Here is a 19,936-nt window from a genome sequence, read left to right on the forward strand (position 1 = left end):
CTGCCCGACCGCGATCCCGAAACCGGGGTGCTCCCGTGAGCGCCGGTCGCTAGCGTCGGGCCCCATGACCTCGACCGAACGCGTGGACCCGCCGCTGGCCGGCGACGAGCTCGCCATCCTGACCGGCTTCCTGGACTACCACCGCGACACGCTGCGGCTGAAGACCGAGGGCCTCGACGGCGCCCAGCTGGCGGCGACGCTCCCACCCTCGGACCTCACCCTCGGCGGGATGCTCAAGCACCTCGCGTTCGTCGAGCACTGGTGGTTCACCTGCGTCTTCCTCGGCCGGGAGTACTCCGAGCCGTGGGCGTCGGTCGACTGGAAGCACGACGCCGACTGGGACTGGCACAGCGCCGTCCACGACAGCCCCGCCCAGCTGCGCGCGATGCTGGACGCCGAGATCGCGGTCTCCGACGGCGTGGTCGCCGAGGTGCTGGCCCAGGGACGCGGCCTGGACACGCCGTCCGAGCGGGTGGGGCGCACCGGCGACCGGTTCAGCCTGCGGTGGATCATGGTGCACATGATCGAGGAGTACGCCCGCCACAACGGGCACGCCGACCTGCTGCGGCAGTCGGTCGACGGGAGCACCGGCGACTGATGATCCGCCCCGCCACCGCCGAGGACTGGCCGGCGATCTGGCCGTTCCTCCGCGACACCGTCGAGGCCGGCGAGACCTACGCCTATCCCCACGACCTCACCTCCGAGCAGGCACGCGACCTCTGGCTGGAGCGGCCGCCCGGCGCCACGGTCGTCCTCGAGGAGGACGGCGTCGTGCTCGGCACCGCCAAGATGGGGCCGAACCGGCCCGGCCGCGGCGACCACGTGGGCACGGCGTCGTTCCTGGTGGCGCCGCAGGCGCGCGGGCGCGGCGTGGGCCGCGCGCTCGGCGAGCACGTCGTGGCCTGGCACCGCGAGCAGGGCTACCGCGGCATCCAGTTCAACGCGGTCGTCGAGACCAACACGGCCGCGGTCCGGCTGTGGGAGTCACTCGGCTTCGTCGTCGTCGGCACCGTGCCCGGCGCCTTCCGCTCGCGGGCCCACGGCTTCGTGGGGCTGCACGTGATGCACCTGCCGCTCTAGCCCTCGACCTCGCCCTCCGCCTCGGGGTCGGCGTCCGGGTCGGCGAACCCCGGCAGCATCTCGGTGAGGATCGCCCGGAACGGCGCCTCGGTGCCGAGCTGGCTCAGCACGCCGATCCCGCCCAGCCAGGTGCGGTGGATCATCAGGTACGCCGGGGGCAGGTTGAGCCGGGTCGCGACGGCGAACCCCGGGTCGCGGGGGTTGTTGATCCGCTGGAACTGGGTCTGCATCCACTCGCGGGAGAACCGGAAGCGCTCGACCAGGGTCGGCTCGACGAACGGTGCGAAGTAGTCGACGAGCAGCTCGGGGTCGACCTGGATCCGGTCCTTGATGAACCCCTCCTCGCGGAACCCCGCGAGCAGGGCGTCGCGGTCCTTGAGCCCGGCGATCCGGATCAGCCGGCCCATCGCCTCGGGCAGCCCCTCGTCGCCCAGCCGGGCGACCGCGCCGTAGTCGAGGACGCCGAGCCGGCCGGGCCCGCCGTCCGGCGCGGGCAGGATGCGGTAGTTGCCGGGGTGCGGGTCGGCGTGCAGCATGCCGGTGCGCGCCGGGCCGGAGAAGAGGAAGCGCGCGAACAGCTCGCCGTACCGGTCCCGCTCCTCCTGGGTGCCGTCGCTGATCACCTGCGCCAACGACGCGGGGCTCTCCAGCCACTCGGTGATCAGCACCGTCTCGCCGACCGCGACCACGCGCGGGACCACGATCTCGGGGTCGTCGGCGTACGCCTCGGCGAACGCCGTCTGCGCCTCGGCCTCGAGCCGGTAGTCGAGCTCGTCGGCGGCGCGGGCCTGCAGCTCCTCGATGAGGGGCTTGATCTCGATGCCCGGCACCAGCTGGCCGACGGTGCGGCCGAGCCGGGCCAGCTGCTTGAGGTCGGCGAGCAGCGCCTCGCCGGCCCCGGGGTACTGCACCTTCACGGCGACCTCGCGGCCGTCGTGCCAGCGGCCCTTGTGGACCTGGCCGATCGAGGCGGCCGCGGTCGGGCCGCCGTCCAGCCAGACCAGCTGCTGCTTCCAGTCCGGTCCGAGGTCGCGGGCCAGGGCCTCGCGGACCGTCTGGGTCGGCATCGGGGGAGCGGAGTCCTGCAGGCGGGTGAGCTGCTCGCGGTACGGCGCCGCGAGCTCCTCGGGCAGCGCTGACTCCAGGACGGAGAGCGCCTGGCCGAACTTCATCGCGCCGCCCTTGAGCTCGCCGAGCGTGCGGAACAGCTGGTCGGCGGTGCGCTGCTGGATCTCCGTCGCCACCGCCTCGGCAGGCCGGCCACCGAGCCGCTTGCCGAGGCCGAGCGCGTTGCGGCCGGCGTACCCCAGCGGGAGGGCGGCCAGGCGGGCGGTCCTGGCCACGGCCTTGCGGGGGAGGTCCGTCATGACTCCATCATGACGGTCGGCCCAACCCGCCGCCCGGCACGCGCGCGGGCCGGCGGGTCGGCGTCGGCGAGGGTCAGGACCCGGGCAGCAGGCGCTGCACGATCCCCTGGCGCTGCGCGACGGCGCGCTGCTGCTCGCCCGCGAAGGAGCTGACCACGACGAGGGTGCCGGTCAGTGCCGGGACCACCCACTGCAGGACGGCGAGCCGCTTCTGCGCCTGGGCGACCCCGGTGGGGGTCTGGTCCGCCGGCTGCGTGCCGGACTCGACGGGCACGTGGGTGTGCTGCGCGACCCGGTTGCCCAGCGCCCGCGAGTACGCCGTGGCCCCGAGGGCGGCGGCGGTCAGGGCGGTCTTGGCGACGACCATGGAGCCGACCCCCTGCTGGGCGGCGACGCGGTCCTTGTTGCCGGCCAGCTGGCCGAGGCTGCCGACCAGGTGGGCGCCGATGGCGGCGGCGTTGACCGGCGTCCAGCGGTCCCAGCCGACGTTGGCGACCGCGCCCTTGTTGCCGGCGAGGTCGGCCTCGCCGGCGGCGGCGTTGAGGGCCACGGCGTTCGCGAGGGTGCCGCCGAACCAGGCGGAGAGGCCGAGGTCGTGCAGGGCGCGTGAGGTGGTGTTGAGCGTCATGGGGTGTCCCGGGGTGTCGGAGGCAGGAGGGCTGCGGGGTACCCCTGCGGGCCGAGCGCAATCCCGCGCACGCGCCCGCCGTCCGGCCTCAGCGCTCCGGCGGGTACGCCGAGTACGGCCCCGGCGGCTGCGCGGCGGCGCTCCCCTCCGACGGCATCAGCAGCCACAGCACGGGGTAGATCACCAGCTGGGTGCCGGGGATGAACAGCAGCAGCAGGAAGAGCAGCCGCACGGTCCACGGGGTCAGACCGAAGCGGCGCGCGACGCCGGCGCAGACTCCGGCGACGACCCGGTCGTGGCGGGGGCGGACGAGGCCCTGACGGGCCAGGCTCTGGCGGATGTCGGTCATGCGGTGGTCCTCCGGATCGCTGCGCCGGGGCCTCTCCCCGGCGTACCTCCAGCGTGCCCGTCTCCGGGCCGCCACCCAATCCGGATCCGCCCCGGTCCGACCCTGAGGTCCGCCCCGGGGTGGCTCGTCAGTCGTCCTCGGCCTCGGCGGGCGTCCAGCCGTCGGGCAGGACCAGGTCCTCGCGGGCGCAGTCCTGCTCGACGTCCGGCACCCCGCGGCGGACGACTTGGCGCTCGACGAGCACCCAGCCCTCCTGGTCGCAGTTGTCGGGCATCGGGCGGTTGCCGAACGGGTCCCAGACGACGTCCTCGGGGAGCGTGGTCCCCTCCCGCACGCAGCCGGCCGTCCTCGCCCGGTCGCTGGTCGCGATGACGGGGGCCTCACCCTCGGCGCAGACCCACTCGTCGCCCAGCGGGTTGACGACGTACAGCAGCGCGTAGGCGCCCCCGACGAGCAGGCCGCACCCGAGGGCGATCGCGGCGCCCGCGACCAGGACCACGCGCAGCACCGGGTGCCGGTGGACCGGCTCGGGGGTCCCCTGGGGTCCGGAGACGGGGTACGGCGGCAGCGGGTCGGTCATGCCGTCCAGCCTGGCCGGGCGCGCGCCGCGGCACCTGAGGTCGCGTACTCATCCGGGTCGGGACGTCGTGTCGCGAGGGCGTCGTACGCCGGGTCTCCGTAGCATCCCGCGGCATGACGGCACCCACGCCCTACCTCCAGCTCCCCGGCACCGCCCGCGAGGCCCTGACCGCCTACGCGCGGATCTTCGGGGGCGAGGCGCAGCTGCACTCGTTCGGCGAGTTCGGCCGCGACGACGGCCCGGCGGACGCGATCGCGCACGGCTACCTGGTCGACGGCCCGGTCGACCTCTTCGCGGCCGACGTGGCCGAGGGCGAGGTGCCGTTCCGCAGTGAGGGGCTGCTGCTGTCGCTGCTCGGCGCGGCCCCGAAGGAGACGCTGCGGGCCTGGTTCGCGGGGCTCGCCTACGGCGGGCGGGTCCTCGACGACCTCCAGCTGCGGCCCTGGGGCGCGTGGGACGGCCAGGTCGTCGACCGGTTCGGCGTGCCGTGGCTGATCGGCTTCGAGGTCGACGAGTCCGCCTGACGCCGGCTCAGCCAGGTCGGGCCCCGACCGGGTGATCTCCACCCGCTCCACCCGCAAAACGCCGAGTCGGCGCTTGTGTCCGGGTTATCCACCGGACACAAGCGCCGACTCGGCGATGTGATCCCGGCAGTCACCGCACCGGACCGTGCCGACAGGGGTTACCCGCTCACGCCGTTCCAGCGGGACTGGGTGGTCGGACATGCACCAGCGCTCCGTGCGGGTGGAGCGCACGCTCGGGGGTTGTGCATGTTTGGCTGCGGCTGAGAAGGAACGGTCAGGGGAGCTGAGGCTGCGACCCGAACTTGCGCACCTCCTGGGGCCAGCCGCACCCCTCCGCGAGCCGGCCCGCCCACATCTTCGCGGCCTCGTCGTCGGCCACGTCCACCACGGCGAACCCGCCGAGGAACTCCTTGGTCTCGACGTACGGCCCGTCGGTGACGAGCGCCGTGCCGCCGGTCGGCTCGGCGCTGTAGACCGGGCTGCCCTCCTCGAGGCCACCGGCGAACACGTACACGCCGGCCGCCTTCATCTCGTCGACGACCGCCAAGGCAAGCGGTCCGCGGCTGCGGAACCACTCCTCGGTGTGGTCCCCGACCCACTGCTGGTTGAAGTAGAGGAGGTACTCGGCCATGTCTGCTCCCTCGCGCGGGCGGACCCGGTGTCCGCCTCACCCACGCTACGAACGGCGCGGGCCGGATACGACACCCGAGCGCGGTGAGGCGGCCGCGAAGGGCGGCGACTCAGGCGGTCTCGGGGAACTTCACGCCGGTGTTGGAGTGGCAGCGGTAGCCGAAGGGGTTCTTGGCGAGGTACTGCTGGTGCTGGTCCTCGGCGTAGTAGTACGTCGGGGCCTCGCGGACCTCGGTGGTGATCTCGCCGAGGCGCTGGCGGCGCAGCTCGTCGCCGTACACCTGGGTCAGCTCGCGCGCGGTCTGCTCCTGCTCGGGCGTGGTCCAGTAGATCGCGGAGCGGTACTGGGTGCCGACGTCGTTGCCCTGGCGCATGCCCTGGGTCGGGTCGTGCACCTCGAAGAACGTCTTGACCAGGTCGGCGTAGGAGATCACGGCGGGGTCGAAGACGATGCGCACGGCCTCGGTGTGGTTGGTGCGGCCGCTGCAGACCTCCTCGTACGACGGGTTCGGCGTCGTGCCGCCGGCGTACCCGACCGACGTCGACCAGACGCCCGGCTTCTGCCAGTAGATCTCCTCGGCGCCCCAGAAGCAGCCGAGGCCGAAGATCGCGACCTCGTGGCCCGGGGGAGCCTCGTCGGTGACCACGGGTGCGTCGAGGACCAGGTGCCGCTCGGCGAGGTGCCAGGGGCGCTCGGTGCGGCCGGGCAGCGCCTGGTCGGGGGCGATCAGCTCGGACTTGCGGGTGAAGAAGGACATGCGGGCTCCTCTGCTGGACGGGCACAGTGTGCAACACCGGGGGTGGCCGGATCGTTCCCCGGGGAGCGCTAGCCTCGGTCGGATGAGCGAGCAGCAGCAGGGCAGCCAGGAGTCGACCAAGGGCCAGGGCTTCGAGACCCGGGCCATCCACGCCGGCTACGAGCCCGACCCGACGACGGGCGCGGTGATCCCGCCGATCTTCGCGACCTCGACGTACAAGCAGGACGGCGTGGGCGGGCTGCGCGGCGGCTACGAGTACAGCCGCTCGGGCAACCCCACCCGCACCGCGCTCGAGGGCAACCTCGCCGCGCTGGAGGAGGGGGAACGGGCGTTCGCGTTCGCCTCCGGCCTGGCCGCCGAGGACACGCTGATCCGCGCGCTCTGCCGCCCCGGCGACCACGTGGTCCTCCCCGACGACGCGTACGGCGGGACCTACCGCCTCTTCGACAAGGTCGCGCAGGTCTGGGGCCTGGCGCACAGCCCGGCCCCGGTCTCGGACGTCGACCGGGTCGCCGCGGCGGTCCGTCCCGGCGAGACGAAGCTGGTCTGGGTCGAGACGCCCACCAACCCGCTGCTCAACATCGGCGACATCGAGGCGCTGGCCGCGGTCGCGCACGACGCCGGCGCGCTGCTGGTCGTCGACAACACCTTCGCCTCGCCGTACCTCCAGCAGCCGCTGACCCTCGGCGCCGACGTCGTGGTCCACTCCACGACCAAGTACGTCGGGGGGCACTCCGACGTCGTCGGGGGAGCGCTCGTGGTCCGCGACCTCCAGCTCGCCGAGAAGCTCACCTTCCACCAGAACGCGATGGGCGCGGTCGCCGGCCCGTTCGACTCGTGGCTGACCCTGCGCGGCATCCGCACCCTCGCGCTGCGGATGGAGCGGCACTGCGACAACGCGGAGAAGGTGGTCGCCTTCCTCGCCGCCCACCCCGCGGTCGAGGAGGTCATCTACCCGGGACTCGAGAGCCACCCCGGCCACGAGGTCGCCCAGCGCCAGATGCTCCGGTACGGCGGGATGGTGTCCTTCCGGGTCCGCGGCGGCGAGGAGCGCGCGCTGGCCGTGTGCGAGCGCACCGAGCTGTTCACGCTGGGGGAGTCCCTCGGGGGCGTCGAGTCGCTCATCGAGCACCCCGGCCGGATGACGCACGCCAGCGTCGCCGGCACCGACCTCGAGGTGCCGGCCGACCTGGTCCGGCTGAGCGTCGGCATCGAGACCGCCGACGACCTCCTCGGCGACCTCGACCGCGCCCTGGGCTGAGCGCGGGGGGCGGCTGGATAGCCTGTGCCGGTGAACGACGAGGGCGATGCCACCACCCCGATCAGCGGGTCCGTCGAGCAGCGCCGCCGGCTCCGGCTGCCGATGCCCCGGACGGCGAGCGACGACGCCGAGCGGCTCGCCCAGCGGCTCGCCCACCAGTGGGCCCAGCTGCGCGAGGAGCGCCGGGCGATGGAGCAGCCGACCCCGATCGTCGGCGGCGCGTCGAACTTCAGCCGGGCCCAGGTGCCGTGGGGGCTCGACCTCGCCGCCGCGTGGTCCTGGCGGCTGATCGTGATCGTCGCCGCCGCTGCGCTGGTGTTCCTGGCGGTCGGGCACCTCTCGGTCGTCGTGCTGCCGATCGCGATCGCGCTGCTCATCTCCGCCCTCGCGGTCCCGATCGTCGACGGCTTCCAGCGCATCGGGCTGCCCCGCGGCCTGGGGTCGCTCCTCGTCGTGGTCGGCGGGATCGGGCTGGTGGCCGCGCTGCTGACCTTCGTCACCCAGCAGGTCGCCAGCGGCGCGACCGACCTCGCCGACTCCACGGTCCGGGGCCTCGACCAGATCCGCGCGTGGCTCAAGGACGGCCCGCTCAACGCGAGCGAGTCCCAGATCAACGACTACATCGCCAGCGCGCAGAACGCGATCACCCAGGGTGCCGCCGAGGGCGGCGCCGTCTCCCAGGTCACCGAGGTCAGCTCCGCCGTCGGCCACGTCTTCGCGGGCTTCTTCATCGTGCTGTTCTCGGTCTACTTCTTCCTCGCCGACGGCCGGCGCATCTGGTCCTGGGTGGTCCGGCTCGCGCCGCGCGCGGCCCGCGAGCGGGTGGACAGCTCGGGCCGGGTCGCCTGGGTCTCGCTGACGCAGTTCGTGCGGGCGACCGTGCTCGTCGCCGCCGTGGACGCCATCGGCATCGCCATCGGCGCCTGGGTGCTCGGCGTCCCGTTCGTGCTCGCGATCGCGGTGCTGGTCTTCCTCGGCGCGTTCGTGCCGATGATCGGCGCGACCCTCGCCGGCATCGTCGCGGTGCTCGTCGCGCTCGTCGACCAGGGACCGATCACGGCGCTGCTGATGCTCGCCGTCATCATCGTGGTCCAGCAGATCGAGGGCCACGTCCTGCAGCCGTTCCTGCTCGGCCGGTGGGTCTCGCTGCACCCGCTCGGGGTCATCCTCGCGATCGCGGTCGGCGTCATCGTCGGCGGCATCGCCGGCGCGCTCGTCGCCGTCCCGATGGCGGCCGCGATCAACGCGGTGGTGCAGCACCTCGCGGCGTACACCGAGATCGGCGACGACCCCGTCGAGGAGCTCGCCGAGGACTACGAGGAGACCGGCTCCGAGCTCGAGGTGCCGCAGCCCGAGGAGCAGCGGTGACCGAGGTCCCGCCCGATCCTCCCGTGCCCCCCGCGCCGACCGTGACGCTGGCCGACATCGTCGCGGCCCGCGAGGTGCTCGACGGCGTGGCGATCGCGACCCCCATGGAGGAGTCGCGGTGGCTCTCGGCGCTCGCCGGCGGCCCGGTGCGTCTCAAGTGCGAGAACCTCCAGCGCACCGGGTCGTTCAAGGCACGCGGCGCCTACGTCCGGATCTCGCGGCTCAGCGCCGAGGAGCGCGCCCACGGGGTGGTCGCGGCGTCCGCCGGCAACCACGCCCAGGGCGTCGCGCTGGCGGCCCAGCTGCTGGGCATCAAGGCGACCGTCTTCATGCCCGAGGGGGCGCCGATCCCCAAGGAGCGGGCGACCCGGGCGTACGGCGCCGACGTGGTCTTCCACGGCCGCTACCTGGAGGACGCGATGGTCGCGGCCCGGGCGTTCGCCGCGGAGACCGGCGCCGTGTTCATCCACCCCTTCGACCACGCCGACGTGGTCGCGGGCCAGGGCACGGCGGGCCTGGAGATCCTCGAGCAGGCGCCGGAGGCCCGGACCGTGCTGGTGCCGACCGGGGGCGGCGGGCTGCTGGCCGGCATCGCGATCGCGGTCAAGGCGCTGCGCCCCGACGTCCGCGTCGTCGGGGTGCAGGCGGCCGGCGCCGCGGCGTACCCCGGCTCGCTGACCAGCGGCCGACCGGTCGCGCTGGAGTCGATGCTGACGATGGCCGACGGCATCGCGGTCGGGCTGCCCGGCGAGATCACCTTCGCCGCCGTGCGCGACCACGTCGACGAGATCGTCACCGTCAGCGAGGACGCGCTCTCCCGCGCCCTGCTCGCGCTCGTCGAGCGCGCCAAGATGGTCGTGGAGCCCGCCGGCGCCGCCGCGGTCGCGGCGATGCTCGACGACCCGGGCCGGTTCGCCACGCCGGCGGTCGCCGTGCTCTCGGGCGGCAACATCGACCCCCTGCTGCTCGGCAAGGTGATCCGGCACGGCATGGCCGCCGCCGGGCGCTACCTCAACCTGCACGTCACCGTGCCCGACGTGCCCGGCGGGCTCGCCCGGCTGCTCGGCGACGTCAGCGCGGAGGGCGCGAACGTGCTCGAGGTCGTCCACGAGCGGATCTCGCCCTCGCTGCGCCTCGACGAGGTCGAGGTGCACCTCCAGCTCGAGACGCGCGGCGCCCCGCACGCCGAGCGGGTGCTGGCCCGCCTCCGCGAGCGGGGCTACCGGATCCTGGAGTAGCGCGGCCGGGTGGCCTCAGCCGGTGTAGGGGACCGCGTCGACGATGACGACCTCGAGCTGCTTGCCGTTGGGCGCCTCGTAGGAGACGGTCTCGCCGCGGGCGTGGCCGTTGATCGCCGAGCCGAGCGGGGACTGCGGCGAGTAGACCGTCAGGCCCTCGGGCTCGATCTCGCGGGCGCCGAGCAGGAAGGTCTCGACCTCGTCCTCGTCGTCGCCGACGAAGCGGTAGGTCACGACCATGCCGGGCTCGACGACGCCGTCGTTCGGCGGCGTCTCGCCGACCTCGGCGCGCCGCAGCATGTCCTCGAGCTGGCGGATCCGGCCCTCGACCTTGCCCTGCTCCTCGCGCGCCGCGTGGTAGCCGCCGTTCTCCTTCAGGTCGCCCTCGTCGCGGGCCGCGCTGATCCGCGCGATGACCTCCTGGCGGATCGGACCCTTGAGGTCGGCGAGCTCCTGGGTGAGCTTGTCGAAGGCGTCCTGGGTGAGCCAGATCGTGCCCTGCTCGGTCGACTGCGTCATGGCGGTACTCCTGTGCACTACGTGTTCGGCGGGTACGACGGGGGAGTCCCGTCAGGTCGTCGGTCCGACAGCGGGTGGCCGTCCGGCTGGCTCGTGGTCGCGTCTCAGGGACGCATGACCATCACTCGGACGGCCCGGTAGGGCTGTCGGAATCGTCCACTCTAGCAACCCGGGGGCGCGGAAGCAGATTCCTCCGTGACCCGCACCACATCGTGTCGGAGCGCCGGGCGTGGGTCAGCGCGGGCGGGGCTGTCCCTCGGCGGTGCAGCCGACGAGCTCCACCGACGTCGCGAGGCGCTCGGTGCGCACCGTCTGCTCCAGGCGTCGGCCGTCCTCGGGGACGGGCGAGAAGGACCGCTCGCCGACGACGGTGTGGTCCTCGGCGAACGCCCGCAGCAGGCACTCGACGTCGGTGGCGTCGTCGCTGAGGCGGACCTCGACGAGCGCGGTCGCGGTGTGCTGGCCGGTGACGTCGAAGGACACCATCTCGGAGTCCACCGGCGGCTTCGCGTGCGACAGCGTGGCCCAGGCGAGCCAGACCAGCGCGACGGCGGCGACGACGCCGGTCACGGCGTACCGCACCAGGCGCCCGCCGCGGGCGGGGGCGCCGTACCGGTTCGCGAGGTCCTGCGAGGTCACCGTCCCATGGTCGCACCTACGATGACGGGCATGTCGCAGCACCCCCGGTCGGGCCTCCGGCTCATGCATGTCCACGCCCACCCCGACGACGAGTCGAGCAAGGGCGCCGCCTCCACCGCGAAGTACGTCGCCGAGGGCGTCGACGTCCACGTCGTCACCTGCACCGGCGGCGAGCGCGGGTCGATCCTCAACCCCAAGATGGAACGCCCCGACATCCTGGAGAACATCACCGAGATCCGCCGCCAGGAGATGGAGCGCGCCCGCGACATCCTCGGGGTCAAGCAGGACTGGCTCGGCTTCGTCGACTCCGGCTGGCCCGAGGGCGACCCGAAGCCGCCGCTGCCCGAGGGCTGCTTCGCGCTGGTGCCGCTCGAGGAGGCCGCGGCGCCGCTCGTCCGGCTGATCCGCGAGTTCCGCCCGCACGTGGTGACGACGTACGACGAGCGCGGCGGGTACCCGCACCCCGACCACGTGAAGTGCCACGAGATCAGCGTCGAGGCCTTCCGCGCGGCCGGCGACCCGGAGCGCTACCCCGAGCTCGGCGAGCCGTGGCAGCCGCTGAAGCTCTACTACCACCACTCCTTCAACCGCGAGCGGATGCAGCGGCTGCACGACGCGATGCTCGCGCACGGCCTGGAGTCCCCGTGGGCCGAGCGGTTGGCGGAGTGGGAGCCCGAGCCCGAGTGGGACGCGCGGGTGACCACCAAGGTGCCGTGCGCCGACTACTTCGGCGTGCGCGACCAGGCGCTGCTCGCGCACGCGACCCAGATCGACCCGGACGGCTTCTGGTTCGCCATCCCGCGGGAGATCCAGGAGGACGTATGGCCCACCGAGGACTTCGAGCTCGTCGTGAGCCACGTCCCTTCCACGCTGCCGGAGGACGACCTGTTCGCCGGCATCACCGACCCCGCTTGAGAGACTGGACCGCATGCAGCTGCTCGCCCTGACTACCGAGCTGACCGGGCTCGCCATCCAGCACGTCGGCGTCCTCGCCGCCGACCAGGCGCCCGAGCCCGAGGACGTGAAGGCCGGCTGGACCGCGTTCGTGGGCTTCCTGCTGCTGATCGCCGCGCTCGCCCTGCTGGGCTGGTCGCTGACCAAGCAGCTGCGGCGCACCGAGGCCAACCGCAAGGCCGGCGTCTTCGGCCCGGTCGACGACGAGGTCGACCGCCGAGCCGACCACCACGCCGACGACGACGTGCCCCCGCCCTCCGGGCAGGCCTGACCGACCCCGCAGGCGCCGGCTAGGGGGCCGCGTCCTCCTGCTCGGCGACCCGGCGGCGTACCTCGTCCATGTCCAGGCCGCGGAGACCGCTGATCAGCTGCTCGAGCGCGGGCGCGGGCAGTGCCCCGGCCTGGGCGAAGACGAGCACGCCCTCGCGGAACGCCATCAGCGTCGGGATCGACTGGATCCCGGCGGCGGCCGAGAGCTCCTGCTGGGCCTCGGTGTCGATGGAGCCGAACACGATGTCGGGGTGCGCCTCGGACGCCGCCTCGTACGTCGGGGCGAACTGCCGGCACGGTCCGCACCAGCCCGCCCAGAAGTCGACGAGCAGGATGTCGTCGTCCGCGACGTGCGCGGCGAAGTTCTCGGAGGTGAGCTCGATCGTGGCCATGCGCCCACGGTACGGCGGCGGCCGCCGCCGCACGAGGGGCGGCGTGCGAGGCTGCCGCCCGTGACCACCGCACGCACGGTCCCCGTGACCACCGAGCTCGACGGCGACGAGCTCGACGCCGAGGACGCCTGGCACCTCGCCCGCCGGCACGGCCTGCGCCGGGTCGCGGTCGACGCCTTCGTGCGGTTCCGGTACGGCGACGGGTTCACGAACTCGCGGGCGCTCGCGCTCCAGGCGTGCCTGGCGCTGGTGCCGTTCCTGCTGGCGCTCACCGGGCTGGCCGCGGACATCGACGGCGAGAAGGTCGCGACGGTCGTCGCGGTCACCGTCGACGGGATCTCGCCGGGGGAGGGGGACGGCGACGCGCTCGCCTCGGCGGTCGGCGGGTCCGAGTCGAGCGAGGACGCCGGCGAGCTGGCCCTGACGCTGGGGCTGCTGCTCTCCGTCGCCTCGATGACCACCGCCATGGCGCAGGTCGAGCGCGGTGCCAACCGGATCTACGGCATCCGGCGCGACCGGCCCGCGCTGCGCAAGTACGGCCGGGCGGCGGTGCTCACCGGGCTGCTCGCGGTGCCGGTCGGGCTCGGCTTCCTGCTCCTGGTCGGCGGCGGGGCGTTCGCCGACGGGATGACCGAGGCCTACGGCTGGTCCGACGGCACCCGGCGCACCTGGAACGTGCTGCGCTGGCCGGTCGGCGCGGCGCTCCTGGTGCTCGCCATCGCGGTGCTGCTCGACCACGCCCCGCGCCGCCGGCAGCCGGCGCTGAGCTGGCTCGCGCTCGGCGGGGTGGTCGCGGTGGTGCTGAGCATGCTCGCCACCGCCGGCCTCGCGGCGTACGTCGGGCTCAGCGGGTCCTTCGGCAGCACCTACGGGCCGCTCGCCGGCATGGTCGCGCTGCTGCTGTGGGCGCTGCTCGCCGCGATCTCGTTCTTCTACGGCGTCGCCGTGTGCGCCCAGCTGGAGGCGCTGCGGGCGGGCCAGCGCGAGCCGGCGTACGACGACCCGGGGCGCCCGCACGGGCGGGTCGTGGACTGACCCGGCAGCACGGAAGCCGTCAGCGCAGGGCGTACGTCGCGACGGAGACGCCGACGTAGTGCGCGGCGAACGCGAGGATCGTGAAGGTGTGGAAGACCTCGTGGAAGCCGAACCACTGCGGCCACGGGTCGGGGCGCTTGAAGCCGTAGACCACGCCGCCGAGGGTGTAGAGCGCCCCCCCGACCACGATCATCACGAACGCGGTGATGCCGGCCGTGCCGCCCAGCTCCTCGGCGCCGCGCAGGAACCCGGGCAGGAAGAAGACCGCCGCCCAGCCCATCGCGATGTAGATCGGCGTGTAGAGCCAGCGCGGGGCGTCGGTCCAGAAGATCCGGAACAGCACGCCCAGGATCGCGCCGGTCCAGACGACCGTCAGCAGCACGGTGCGCTGGGTGCCCTCCAGCAGGATCAGGCTGAAGGGTGTGTAGGAGCCGGCGATCAGCACGAAGATGTTGGAGTGGTCGAAGCGCCGCAGGAACGCCCATGTCCGGGGCGACCAGGTGCCCGTGTGGTAGATCGCGGAGACCGTGAAGAGCAGGAGCGCCGAGAGGGTGAACACCGTCGACCCGATCCGGGTGAGGGTGTCGGGCGACAGGGCGATCAGCACGATCCCGCCGGCGAGGGTCAGCGGCACGACCCCCAGGTGCAGCCATCCGCGCAGCTTGGGCTTGAGGTCCTCGAACGTCTCGTGGAAGGAGTCGCCGAGGTGCTCGATCCCTGCGCGCACGTCGTCCATCCCGCGGTTCATGGTGGCAAAGTTACCGGCGGGTGCGTCGGCAGGACCCATCGAGGAAACGCAAAGAGACGAAGGCCACGCGCCGAGCGGCCCCGGTACCCTGGAGACGTGGCGGACTGGAAGCGCGGGCTCAGGCGGGTGCTCTACCCGGCGTACGAGGCCCGGGTCCTCCGCCGGATGCCCGACAACCTCCCCAAGCACGTCGGCGTGATGCTCGACGGCAACCGTCGCTGGGCCCGGGCCGTCGGTCGCGACAGCGCCCATGGCCACCGCGCCGGCGCCGCGAACATCGAGCCGCTGCTCGGCTGGTGCGACGAGGTCGGCATCGAGGTGGTCACGCTGTGGCTGCTCTCGACCGACAACCTCAACCGCTCCGAGGCCGAGCTGGCGCCGCTCCTCGAGATCATCGAGGAGGCGGTGGCCTCGCTGGCCGACGCCCGCCGCTGGCGGCTGCACCCCGTGGGCGCGCTCGACCTGCTGCCGGCCTCGACCGCGCAGCGGCTCAAGGAGGCCGAGGACGCCACCCGCGACGTCGACGGGCTGCTGGTGAACATCGCCGTCGGGTACGGCGGCCGCCAGGAGATCGCGGACGCCGTCCGCTCGCTCATCCTCGAGCACGCCGCCCGGGGCACCCCGGTGGAGGAGATTGCCGCGGGCGTGAGCGTCGAGTCGATCGCCGAGCACCTCTACACCAAGGGCCAGCCCGACCCCGACCTGGTGATCCGCACCTCGGGGGAGCAGCGCCTCGGCGGGTTCCTGCTGTGGCAGAGCGCGACCTCGGAGTTCTACTTCTGCGAGGCCTACTGGCCCGACTTCCGCCGGGTCGACTTCCTGCGCGCGATCCGGGCCTACGCCCAGCGCGAGCGCCGGCACGGCGCCTGACGTTCACCCCCCGCTTTCGGGCGTGTTGCTGCCGCGGCGCCGCGGATCGGCGTACGTTCCGAGGCAACGGCGAGTGGGGAAGCTCGCCGCATCGGGAGGCCCGATCGTGAGCATTCACGACTGCACCGCACGGCAGGCTGATCCCTGCCGCGCGCGAGGAGGCAGGCACTCCTGTCTTCGGGCGTCATCCCGGTCCGCCAGCACGAGCTAGGACCGGGGCGAGGAGTGCGCGCGCCGGCCCGTGAGGGGTGAACCGTGCCGACGCAGGCCACCACGACCCAACGCTCCGCCTCCACCGCCCGCACCACAGCGCGCACCTACGTGCTCGACACCAGCGTGCTGCTCGCCGATCCCGGCGCGCTCAAGCGCTTCGCCGAGCACGAGGTGGTGCTGCCCGTCGTCGTCATCACCGAGCTGGAGGGGAAGCGGCACCACCCCGAGCTCGGGTTCTTCGCGCGGACCGCGCTCCGGATGCTCGACGAGCTGCGGATCACCCACGGCCGGCTCGACGAGCCGGTCCCCGTCGGCGAGGAGGGCGGCTCGGTCCGGGTCGAGCTCAACCACACCGACCCCGGCTCGCTGCCCTCCGGCTTCCGGCTCGGCGACAACGACACCCGGATCCTCGCGGTCGCCAAGAACCTCGCCGACGAGGGCGCCGACGTCACGCTCGTCTCCAAGGACCTGCCGATGCGGATCAAGGCCTCCGCGGTCGGGCTGGACGCCGAGGAGTACCGCGGCGAGGCGATCAGCGAGTCCGACACCGGCTACTCCGGCATGGCCGAGGTCGAGGTGGCCGCGAGCGACCTCGACGAGCTGTACGACGACGGCGTGCTCGACCTCGCCGACGCCCGCGACCTGCCCTGCCACCAGGGCCTGGTGCTGCTCTCCGACCGCGGGACGGCGCTCGGCCGGGTCGGCCCGGACAAGCAGGTCCACCTGGTCCGCGGCGACCGCGAGGCCTTCGGGATCCACGGCCGGTCCGCCGAGCAGCGGATCGCGCTGGAGATGCTGCTCGACCCCGAGGTCGGGATCGTCTCCCTCGGCGGCCGCGCCGGCACCGGCAAGTCGGCGATGGCGCTCTGCGCGGGGCTCGAGGCGGTCCTGGAGCGCCGCCAGCACAAGAAGGTGGTCGTGTTCCGGCCGCTGTTCGCGGTCGGCGGCCAGGAGCTCGGCTACCTGCCCGGGTCGGAGTCGGAGAAGATGTCGCCCTGGGGCCAGGCGGTCTTCGACACCCTCGGGTCGATCACCTCGCGCGAGGTGATCGAGGAGATCCTGGACCGCGGGATGCTCGAGGTGCTGCCGCTCACGCACATCCGCGGGCGCTCGCTCCACGACGCGTTCGTGATCGTCGACGAGGCCCAGTCCCTCGAGCGCAACGTGCTGCTCACGGTGCTCTCCCGGATCGGGGCCAACTCCAAGGTCGTGCTGACCCACGACGTCGCCCAGCGCGACAACCTCCGGGTCGGGCGGCACGACGGCGTGGTCGCGGTGATCGAGAAGCTCAAGGGGCACCCGCTCTTCGCCCACGTCACCCTGACCCGCTCCGAGCGGTCGCCGATCGCCGCGCTGGTCACCGAGATGCTGGAGCACATGACCGTCTGAGGCTGGTGTGACGGAGGTGTCCCGTGGGGTGGGTGTGACCACGCGGGGCACCTCCGGACGTCTCCCTCGTCACCCTCGGTCCCCAGATCGGGGGTTCCGTTTGCAGGGGCCATGTGGCTCGGGCATGGTGGTCCGGTCCCACGTCGTCTACCCGTGAGTCTCTACCTGTGTCGAAGCCCGTCAAGCACGTTCCGAAGCACCGTCAGGCCCCCGACCGCACGATCTCGGTGGACGCCCCGAAGAAGGCGATCCGCACCACCGTCGTCCTCTCCTCGGCGGCCGTGGCCGCGACCGGCGCCACCGTCTCCGTCGGTGTGCTGTCCTCCGACTCGATCAGCGTCACCCCCGCCGCGGCCGACCTGGCGTCGGCGGTGTCCTCGACCGAGGCGCCCGCGGCGACCGAGGCGGAGGTCCCGGCGCGCCCCGAGACCATCTCGCGGTCCGACCGCCGGAAGTCGGCCGACCCGCTCAAGCGGGCCGCGCTCGACCAGCGCGGTGGCGGCGCGATGACGGCCACCGAGAGCCTGTCCGACGACGACCCGCGCGACATCGGCCGGGCCCTGCTCGGCGACTTCGGGTTCTCCGTGGACCAGTTCGGCTGCCTGGACTCCCTCTGGACGCGCGAGTCGAACTGGACCGTCGACGCCGACAACCCGACGTCCTCGGCGTACGGCATCCCGCAGGCGCTCCCCGGCGAGAAGATGGCCTCCGCCGGCGCCGACTGGGCCACCAACCCCGTCACCCAGATCCGCTGGGGCCTCGGCTACATCGCCGACGTCTACGGCTCGCCCTGCGGCGCCTGGGCGCACAGCGAGTCGCACGGCTGGTACTGACCCCACGAGTGCCGAGTCGGCGCTTGTGTCCGGGTACGGCGAACATTCACGCCGACTCGCGCGGACATTCACGCCGACTCGGCGTGAGTTGTCAGGCCGGGGTCAGGGTCAGGGTCAGGGGTGGGTCATCGACTCCACGTCGAGGGCCTCGTCGAGCTGCTGCTCGGTGAGCTCGCCGCGCTCGACGTACCCCAGCGCGATGACCGTCTCGCGGATGGTGGCGCCGTCGGCGAGCGCCTTCTTGGCGATCGTGGCGGCGTTCTCATAGCCGATGTGCTTGTTGAGCGGGGTGACGACCGACGGCGAGGACTCGGCGTACTGGCGCATCCGGCCGGCGTCGGCGGTGATGCCGTCGACGCAGCGCTCGGCGAGCACGCGCGAGGACGCCGCGAGCAGCCGCACCGACTCCAGCACGTTGCGCGCCATCACCGGCATGGCGACGTTGAGCTCGAAGCTGCCGCTGGCGCCGGCGGCCGTGACCGCGGCGTCGTTGCCGATGACCTGGAAGCACACCATCAGCGTCGCCTCCGGCAGGACCGGGTTGACCTTGCCGGGCATGATGCTCGACCCGGGCTGCAGGTCGGGGAGGTGGATCTCGGCGAGCCCGGTCGTGGGTCCCGAGGACATCCAGCGCAGGTCGTTGCAGATCTTGGTCAGCCCCACGGCGTACGTGCGCAGGACGCCGCTGAGCTCGACGAGGGAGTCGCGGGTGCCCTGTGCCTCGAAGTGGTTGCGCGCCTCGGTGAACGGCTGCCCGGTGAGCTCGCCGAGCACCTCGATCGCGCGGGCCGCGAAGCCGGGGGGCGTGTTGATGCCGGTGCCGACCGCGGTGCCGCCGAGCGGCAGCTCGCGGACCCGGGGGAGCACCGACGCGAGCCGCTCGGCGGCGTACCGCACGGTGGCGGCGTAGCCGGAGAGCTCCTGGCCCAGCATCACCGGGGTCGCGTCCATCAGGTGGGTCCGGCCCGACTTCACCAGGCCCGCGAACTCCTCGGCCTTCCGCTCCAGGCTGCTCCCGAGCACGTCGAGCGCGGGCAGCAGGTCGTCGACGACCGCGAGCGTGGCCGCGACGTGGATCGCGGTCGGGAAGGTGTCGTTGCTCGACTGGCTGGCGTTGACGTGGTCGTTGGGGTGCACGTCCGCGCCGGCGCGGGTGGCGAGGCTCGCGATCACCTCGTTGGTGTTCATGTTGGAGCTGGTGCCGGACCCGGTCTGGAAGACGTCGATCGGGAACTGCGCGTCGTGACGGCCTGCGGCGACCTCGGCGGCGGCGTCCCGGATCGCGGTCGCCCGCGCGTCGTCGAGCACGCCGAGCTCGTGGTTCGCGGTGGCCGCGGCCTGCTTGACGGTGCCGAGCGCCTGGATCAGGCGCGGCTCGATCGGCGTGCCGCTGATCGGGAAGTTCTCGACCGCGCGCTGGGTCTGCGCGCGCCACAGGGCGTCCTTCGGGACGAGGACCTCGCCCATGGAGTCGTGCTCGGTGCGGAACGGGGAGTCATCGGCAGGCTCGGTCACGCCCCAGACGGTACCCGTGCGACGTAGAGCCAGTAGTGCTCGTCCCGGTCCTGCAGCCGGACCGCCAGTGGCCGCGCCTCGGCGGCGCCGAAGACCGAGCGCAGCGTCTCCTCGAGCTCGGGAGCCTCGTCGGCGGACCACAGGACGAGCGCCCCGCCGGGACGCAGCACCGTCCGCGTCGCGGCCAGGAACGCCGGCTGGTAGAGCCGCGCGTTGAGGTCGTGGACGAGGTAGCCCGGGCCGTTGTCGACGTCGAGCAGCACCAGGTCGTACGACGCGGGGCGCGCCTCGGCCATCGCGACCGCGACGTCGGCCACCACGATCGCCGCGCGCTCGTCGGCGAGCAGCGCCGGGCCGTGCGGGACGGTGCCGTCGCGCAGCCAGCCGACCAGCGCCTCCTCGATCTCGACGACCGCGCACCGCTCCACGCGGCTGTCGGCGAGCACCTCGTGCAGCGTGAACCCCAGCCCCAGCCCGGCCGCCAGGACGGCCCGCGGGTCGGCCACCAGCTCGAGCGCGGCCGCGGCGAGCGCCTGCTCGGTGCTGGTCTCGAGGGTGTCCATCACGAAGACGCCGTTGGCGCGCAGCTCCAGCACGGCCGGGGCGCCCGGCTCCCGGCGCTCCCGCAGCACCAGCTCCCCGCGGGCGGACTCGGCGCGGGCCTTCTCGACGTGCTCCATGGGCCACACCCTGCCAAGCCGATACCCAGGTAGGGACCCCGACCCACTCCTCCAGCGGGGTGAGGGTTGGTCCCCGCCGCGGTGGATACCTGCAGA

The 19,936-nt window shown here is 73.3% G+C and carries 24 protein-coding genes; 12 read left to right on the forward strand and 12 right to left on the reverse strand.

Annotation, left to right across the window (positions count from 1 at the left end; all coding sequences use genetic code 11):
- Positions 1 to 64: 64 nt before the first annotated feature.
- Positions 65 to 598 (forward strand): DinB family protein, encoded by a 534-nt coding sequence (locus H4O22_RS05130; RefSeq protein ID WP_182525970.1) that lies wholly within the window; start codon positions 65 to 67, stop codon positions 596 to 598.
- Positions 598 to 1,080, forward strand: coding sequence for a GNAT family N-acetyltransferase (locus H4O22_RS05135; protein ID WP_244963114.1), 483 nt, complete (start codon positions 598 to 600; stop codon positions 1,078 to 1,080). The genes H4O22_RS05130 and H4O22_RS05135 overlap by 1 nt, the downstream gene beginning before the upstream one ends.
- On the opposite strand, the gene H4O22_RS05140 is transcribed toward H4O22_RS05135, so the two are convergent.
- The 4 genes from H4O22_RS05140 to H4O22_RS05155 form a co-directional block, all read right to left on the reverse strand.
- On the reverse strand, positions 1,077 to 2,447 hold the full coding sequence (locus H4O22_RS05140) for an ABC1 kinase family protein (protein ID WP_182525971.1): 1,371 nt from the start codon (positions 2,445 to 2,447) through the stop codon (positions 1,077 to 1,079). The two genes, H4O22_RS05135 and H4O22_RS05140, sit on opposite strands and share 4 nt — an antisense overlap.
- 73 nt (positions 2,448 to 2,520) lie before the next feature.
- Complete coding sequence (locus H4O22_RS05145; protein WP_182525972.1) at positions 2,521 to 3,075, reverse strand: hypothetical protein; 555 nt, start codon at positions 3,073 to 3,075, stop codon at positions 2,521 to 2,523.
- Between the two features lie 88 nt (positions 3,076 to 3,163).
- Positions 3,164 to 3,424: a PspC domain-containing protein gene (locus H4O22_RS05150; protein WP_182525973.1), complete on the reverse strand. Its 261-nt coding sequence runs from the start codon at positions 3,422 to 3,424 to the stop codon at positions 3,164 to 3,166.
- 127 nt (positions 3,425 to 3,551) lie between these two features.
- Positions 3,552 to 4,004 (reverse strand): hypothetical protein, encoded by a 453-nt coding sequence (locus tag H4O22_RS05155; protein WP_182525974.1) that lies wholly within the window; start codon positions 4,002 to 4,004, stop codon positions 3,552 to 3,554.
- 113 nt (positions 4,005 to 4,117) lie between these two features.
- Between H4O22_RS05155 and H4O22_RS05160 the strand changes: the two genes are divergently transcribed.
- Complete coding sequence (locus tag H4O22_RS05160) at positions 4,118 to 4,528, forward strand: VOC family protein (RefSeq protein WP_182525975.1); 411 nt, start codon at positions 4,118 to 4,120, stop codon at positions 4,526 to 4,528.
- Between the two features lie 274 nt (positions 4,529 to 4,802).
- Here the strand turns inward: H4O22_RS05160 and H4O22_RS05165 are convergent, their stop codons facing one another.
- Together H4O22_RS05165 and msrA are read right to left on the reverse strand one after the other, a co-directional pair.
- The gene (locus H4O22_RS05165; RefSeq protein ID WP_182525976.1) at positions 4,803 to 5,159 is read right to left on the reverse strand and encodes a YciI family protein; all 357 of its coding nucleotides are present in this window, start codon (positions 5,157 to 5,159) and stop codon (positions 4,803 to 4,805) included.
- 109 nt (positions 5,160 to 5,268) lie between these two features.
- Positions 5,269 to 5,916: a peptide-methionine (S)-S-oxide reductase MsrA gene (msrA, locus tag H4O22_RS05170; protein WP_182525977.1), complete on the reverse strand. Its 648-nt coding sequence runs from the start codon at positions 5,914 to 5,916 to the stop codon at positions 5,269 to 5,271.
- 82 nt (positions 5,917 to 5,998) lie between these two features.
- Between msrA and H4O22_RS05175 the strand changes: the two genes are divergently transcribed.
- From H4O22_RS05175 to ilvA, 3 genes are read left to right on the forward strand one after another with little or no spacing between them, the layout of a single operon-like run.
- Positions 5,999 to 7,177, forward strand: a complete 1,179-nt coding sequence (locus H4O22_RS05175) for a cystathionine gamma-synthase (protein ID WP_182525978.1) — start codon at positions 5,999 to 6,001, stop codon at positions 7,175 to 7,177.
- 30 nt (positions 7,178 to 7,207) lie between these two features.
- Positions 7,208 to 8,545 carry an AI-2E family transporter gene (locus H4O22_RS05180; protein ID WP_244963115.1) on the forward strand — a complete coding sequence of 446 codons (1,338 nt, stop codon included), beginning with the start codon at positions 7,208 to 7,210 and terminating at the stop codon, positions 8,543 to 8,545.
- Entirely contained in the window at positions 8,542 to 9,783 is a 1,242-nt protein-coding gene (gene ilvA / locus H4O22_RS05185; protein ID WP_244963116.1) for a threonine ammonia-lyase, read from the forward strand. The genes H4O22_RS05180 and ilvA overlap by 4 nt, the downstream gene beginning before the upstream one ends.
- Before the next feature lie 15 nt (positions 9,784 to 9,798).
- Here the strand turns inward: ilvA and greA are convergent, their stop codons facing one another.
- Positions 9,799 to 10,302, reverse strand: coding sequence for a transcription elongation factor GreA (greA, locus tag H4O22_RS05190; protein WP_182525979.1), 504 nt, complete (start codon positions 10,300 to 10,302; stop codon positions 9,799 to 9,801).
- Between the two features lie 234 nt (positions 10,303 to 10,536).
- Entirely contained in the window at positions 10,537 to 10,941 is a 405-nt protein-coding gene (locus H4O22_RS05195; protein ID WP_182525980.1) for a DUF4307 domain-containing protein, read from the reverse strand.
- A 21-nt stretch (positions 10,942 to 10,962) separates the two neighbouring features.
- Here H4O22_RS05195 and mca point away from each other — a divergent pair, with 21 nt between their 5' ends.
- Both mca and H4O22_RS05205 read left to right on the forward strand, forming a co-directional pair.
- The gene (mca, locus tag H4O22_RS05200) at positions 10,963 to 11,856 is read left to right on the forward strand and encodes a mycothiol conjugate amidase Mca (RefSeq protein WP_220451367.1); all 894 of its coding nucleotides are present in this window, start codon (positions 10,963 to 10,965) and stop codon (positions 11,854 to 11,856) included.
- Positions 11,857 to 11,869: 13 nt separating this feature from the next.
- The gene (locus H4O22_RS05205) at positions 11,870 to 12,166 is read left to right on the forward strand and encodes a hypothetical protein (protein ID WP_182525982.1); all 297 of its coding nucleotides are present in this window, start codon (positions 11,870 to 11,872) and stop codon (positions 12,164 to 12,166) included.
- 19 nt (positions 12,167 to 12,185) lie between these two features.
- Here the strand turns inward: H4O22_RS05205 and H4O22_RS05210 are convergent, their stop codons facing one another.
- Complete coding sequence (locus H4O22_RS05210) at positions 12,186 to 12,557, reverse strand: thioredoxin family protein (protein ID WP_182525983.1); 372 nt, start codon at positions 12,555 to 12,557, stop codon at positions 12,186 to 12,188.
- A gap of 60 nt (positions 12,558 to 12,617) precedes the next feature.
- On the opposite strand from H4O22_RS05210, the gene H4O22_RS05215 reads away from it, so the two are divergent.
- Positions 12,618 to 13,592 (forward strand): YihY/virulence factor BrkB family protein, encoded by a 975-nt coding sequence (locus tag H4O22_RS05215; RefSeq protein ID WP_182525984.1) that lies wholly within the window; start codon positions 12,618 to 12,620, stop codon positions 13,590 to 13,592.
- A gap of 19 nt (positions 13,593 to 13,611) precedes the next feature.
- Here H4O22_RS05215 and trhA read toward each other — a convergent pair whose 3' ends face one another.
- The gene (gene trhA, locus H4O22_RS05220; protein WP_220451292.1) at positions 13,612 to 14,340 is read right to left on the reverse strand and encodes a PAQR family membrane homeostasis protein TrhA; all 729 of its coding nucleotides are present in this window, start codon (positions 14,338 to 14,340) and stop codon (positions 13,612 to 13,614) included.
- 96 nt (positions 14,341 to 14,436) lie between these two features.
- On the opposite strand from trhA, the gene H4O22_RS05225 reads away from it, so the two are divergent.
- The 3 genes from H4O22_RS05225 to H4O22_RS05235 all read left to right on the forward strand — a co-directional run bounded on the left by H4O22_RS05225 (position 14,437) and on the right by H4O22_RS05235 (position 17,645).
- Positions 14,437 to 15,210 carry an isoprenyl transferase gene (locus tag H4O22_RS05225; protein ID WP_182525986.1) on the forward strand — a complete coding sequence of 258 codons (774 nt, stop codon included), beginning with the start codon at positions 14,437 to 14,439 and terminating at the stop codon, positions 15,208 to 15,210.
- 255 nt (positions 15,211 to 15,465) lie between these two features.
- Entirely contained in the window at positions 15,466 to 16,812 is a 1,347-nt protein-coding gene (phoH2, locus tag H4O22_RS05230) for an RNA 5'-3' helicase PhoH2 (protein WP_182525987.1), read from the forward strand.
- Positions 16,813 to 16,979: 167 nt separating this feature from the next.
- The gene (locus H4O22_RS05235) at positions 16,980 to 17,645 is read left to right on the forward strand and encodes an aggregation-promoting factor C-terminal-like domain-containing protein (RefSeq protein WP_182525988.1); all 666 of its coding nucleotides are present in this window, start codon (positions 16,980 to 16,982) and stop codon (positions 17,643 to 17,645) included.
- 114 nt (positions 17,646 to 17,759) lie between these two features.
- Here the strand turns inward: H4O22_RS05235 and H4O22_RS05240 are convergent, their stop codons facing one another.
- Both H4O22_RS05240 and H4O22_RS05245 read right to left on the reverse strand, forming a co-directional pair.
- A complete protein-coding gene (locus H4O22_RS05240; protein WP_182525989.1) occupies positions 17,760 to 19,160 on the reverse strand; it encodes a class II fumarate hydratase in 1,401 nt (466 codons plus the stop codon).
- Complete coding sequence (locus tag H4O22_RS05245; RefSeq protein WP_182525990.1) at positions 19,157 to 19,840, reverse strand: spermine/spermidine synthase domain-containing protein; 684 nt, start codon at positions 19,838 to 19,840, stop codon at positions 19,157 to 19,159. Before H4O22_RS05245 ends, H4O22_RS05240 begins: the two co-directional genes overlap by 4 nt.
- Positions 19,841 to 19,936 lie beyond the last annotated feature (96 nt).

The sequence above is a fragment of the Nocardioides dongkuii genome, from assembly GCF_014127485.1.
GTDB classification, from domain to species: domain Bacteria; phylum Actinomycetota; class Actinomycetes; order Propionibacteriales; family Nocardioidaceae; genus Nocardioides; species Nocardioides dongkuii.

What these genes read in the sequence shown, in the direction of transcription:
- H4O22_RS05155 (WP_182525974.1), bottom strand. Translation starts at nt 4,004, where the DNA reads ATGACCGACCCGCTGCCGCCGTACCCCGTCTCCGGACCCCAGGGGACC.
- mca (WP_220451367.1), top strand. Translation starts at nt 10,963, where the DNA reads ATGACGGGCATGTCGCAGCACCCCCGGTCGGGCCTCCGGCTCATGCAT.
- greA (WP_182525979.1), bottom strand. Translation starts at nt 10,302, where the DNA reads ATGACGCAGTCGACCGAGCAGGGCACGATCTGGCTCACCCAGGACGCC.
- H4O22_RS05210 (WP_182525983.1), bottom strand. Translation starts at nt 12,557, where the DNA reads ATGGCCACGATCGAGCTCACCTCCGAGAACTTCGCCGCGCACGTCGCG.
- H4O22_RS05175 (WP_182525978.1), top strand. Translation starts at nt 5,999, where the DNA reads ATGAGCGAGCAGCAGCAGGGCAGCCAGGAGTCGACCAAGGGCCAGGGC.
- H4O22_RS05135 (WP_244963114.1), top strand. Translation starts at nt 598, where the DNA reads ATGATCCGCCCCGCCACCGCCGAGGACTGGCCGGCGATCTGGCCGTTC.
- H4O22_RS05205 (WP_182525982.1), top strand. Translation starts at nt 11,870, where the DNA reads ATGCAGCTGCTCGCCCTGACTACCGAGCTGACCGGGCTCGCCATCCAG.
- H4O22_RS05140 (WP_182525971.1), bottom strand. Translation starts at nt 2,447, where the DNA reads ATGACGGACCTCCCCCGCAAGGCCGTGGCCAGGACCGCCCGCCTGGCC.
- H4O22_RS05165 (WP_182525976.1), bottom strand. Translation starts at nt 5,159, where the DNA reads ATGGCCGAGTACCTCCTCTACTTCAACCAGCAGTGGGTCGGGGACCAC.
- H4O22_RS05145 (WP_182525972.1), bottom strand. Translation starts at nt 3,075, where the DNA reads ATGACGCTCAACACCACCTCACGCGCCCTGCACGACCTCGGCCTCTCC.
- trhA (WP_220451292.1), bottom strand. Translation starts at nt 14,340, where the DNA reads ATGAACCGCGGGATGGACGACGTGCGCGCAGGGATCGAGCACCTCGGC.
- H4O22_RS05130 (WP_182525970.1), top strand. Translation starts at nt 65, where the DNA reads ATGACCTCGACCGAACGCGTGGACCCGCCGCTGGCCGGCGACGAGCTC.
- H4O22_RS05160 (WP_182525975.1), top strand. Translation starts at nt 4,118, where the DNA reads ATGACGGCACCCACGCCCTACCTCCAGCTCCCCGGCACCGCCCGCGAG.
- H4O22_RS05245 (WP_182525990.1), bottom strand. Translation starts at nt 19,840, where the DNA reads ATGGAGCACGTCGAGAAGGCCCGCGCCGAGTCCGCCCGCGGGGAGCTG.
- msrA (WP_182525977.1), bottom strand. Translation starts at nt 5,916, where the DNA reads ATGTCCTTCTTCACCCGCAAGTCCGAGCTGATCGCCCCCGACCAGGCG.
- H4O22_RS05150 (WP_182525973.1), bottom strand. Translation starts at nt 3,424, where the DNA reads ATGACCGACATCCGCCAGAGCCTGGCCCGTCAGGGCCTCGTCCGCCCC.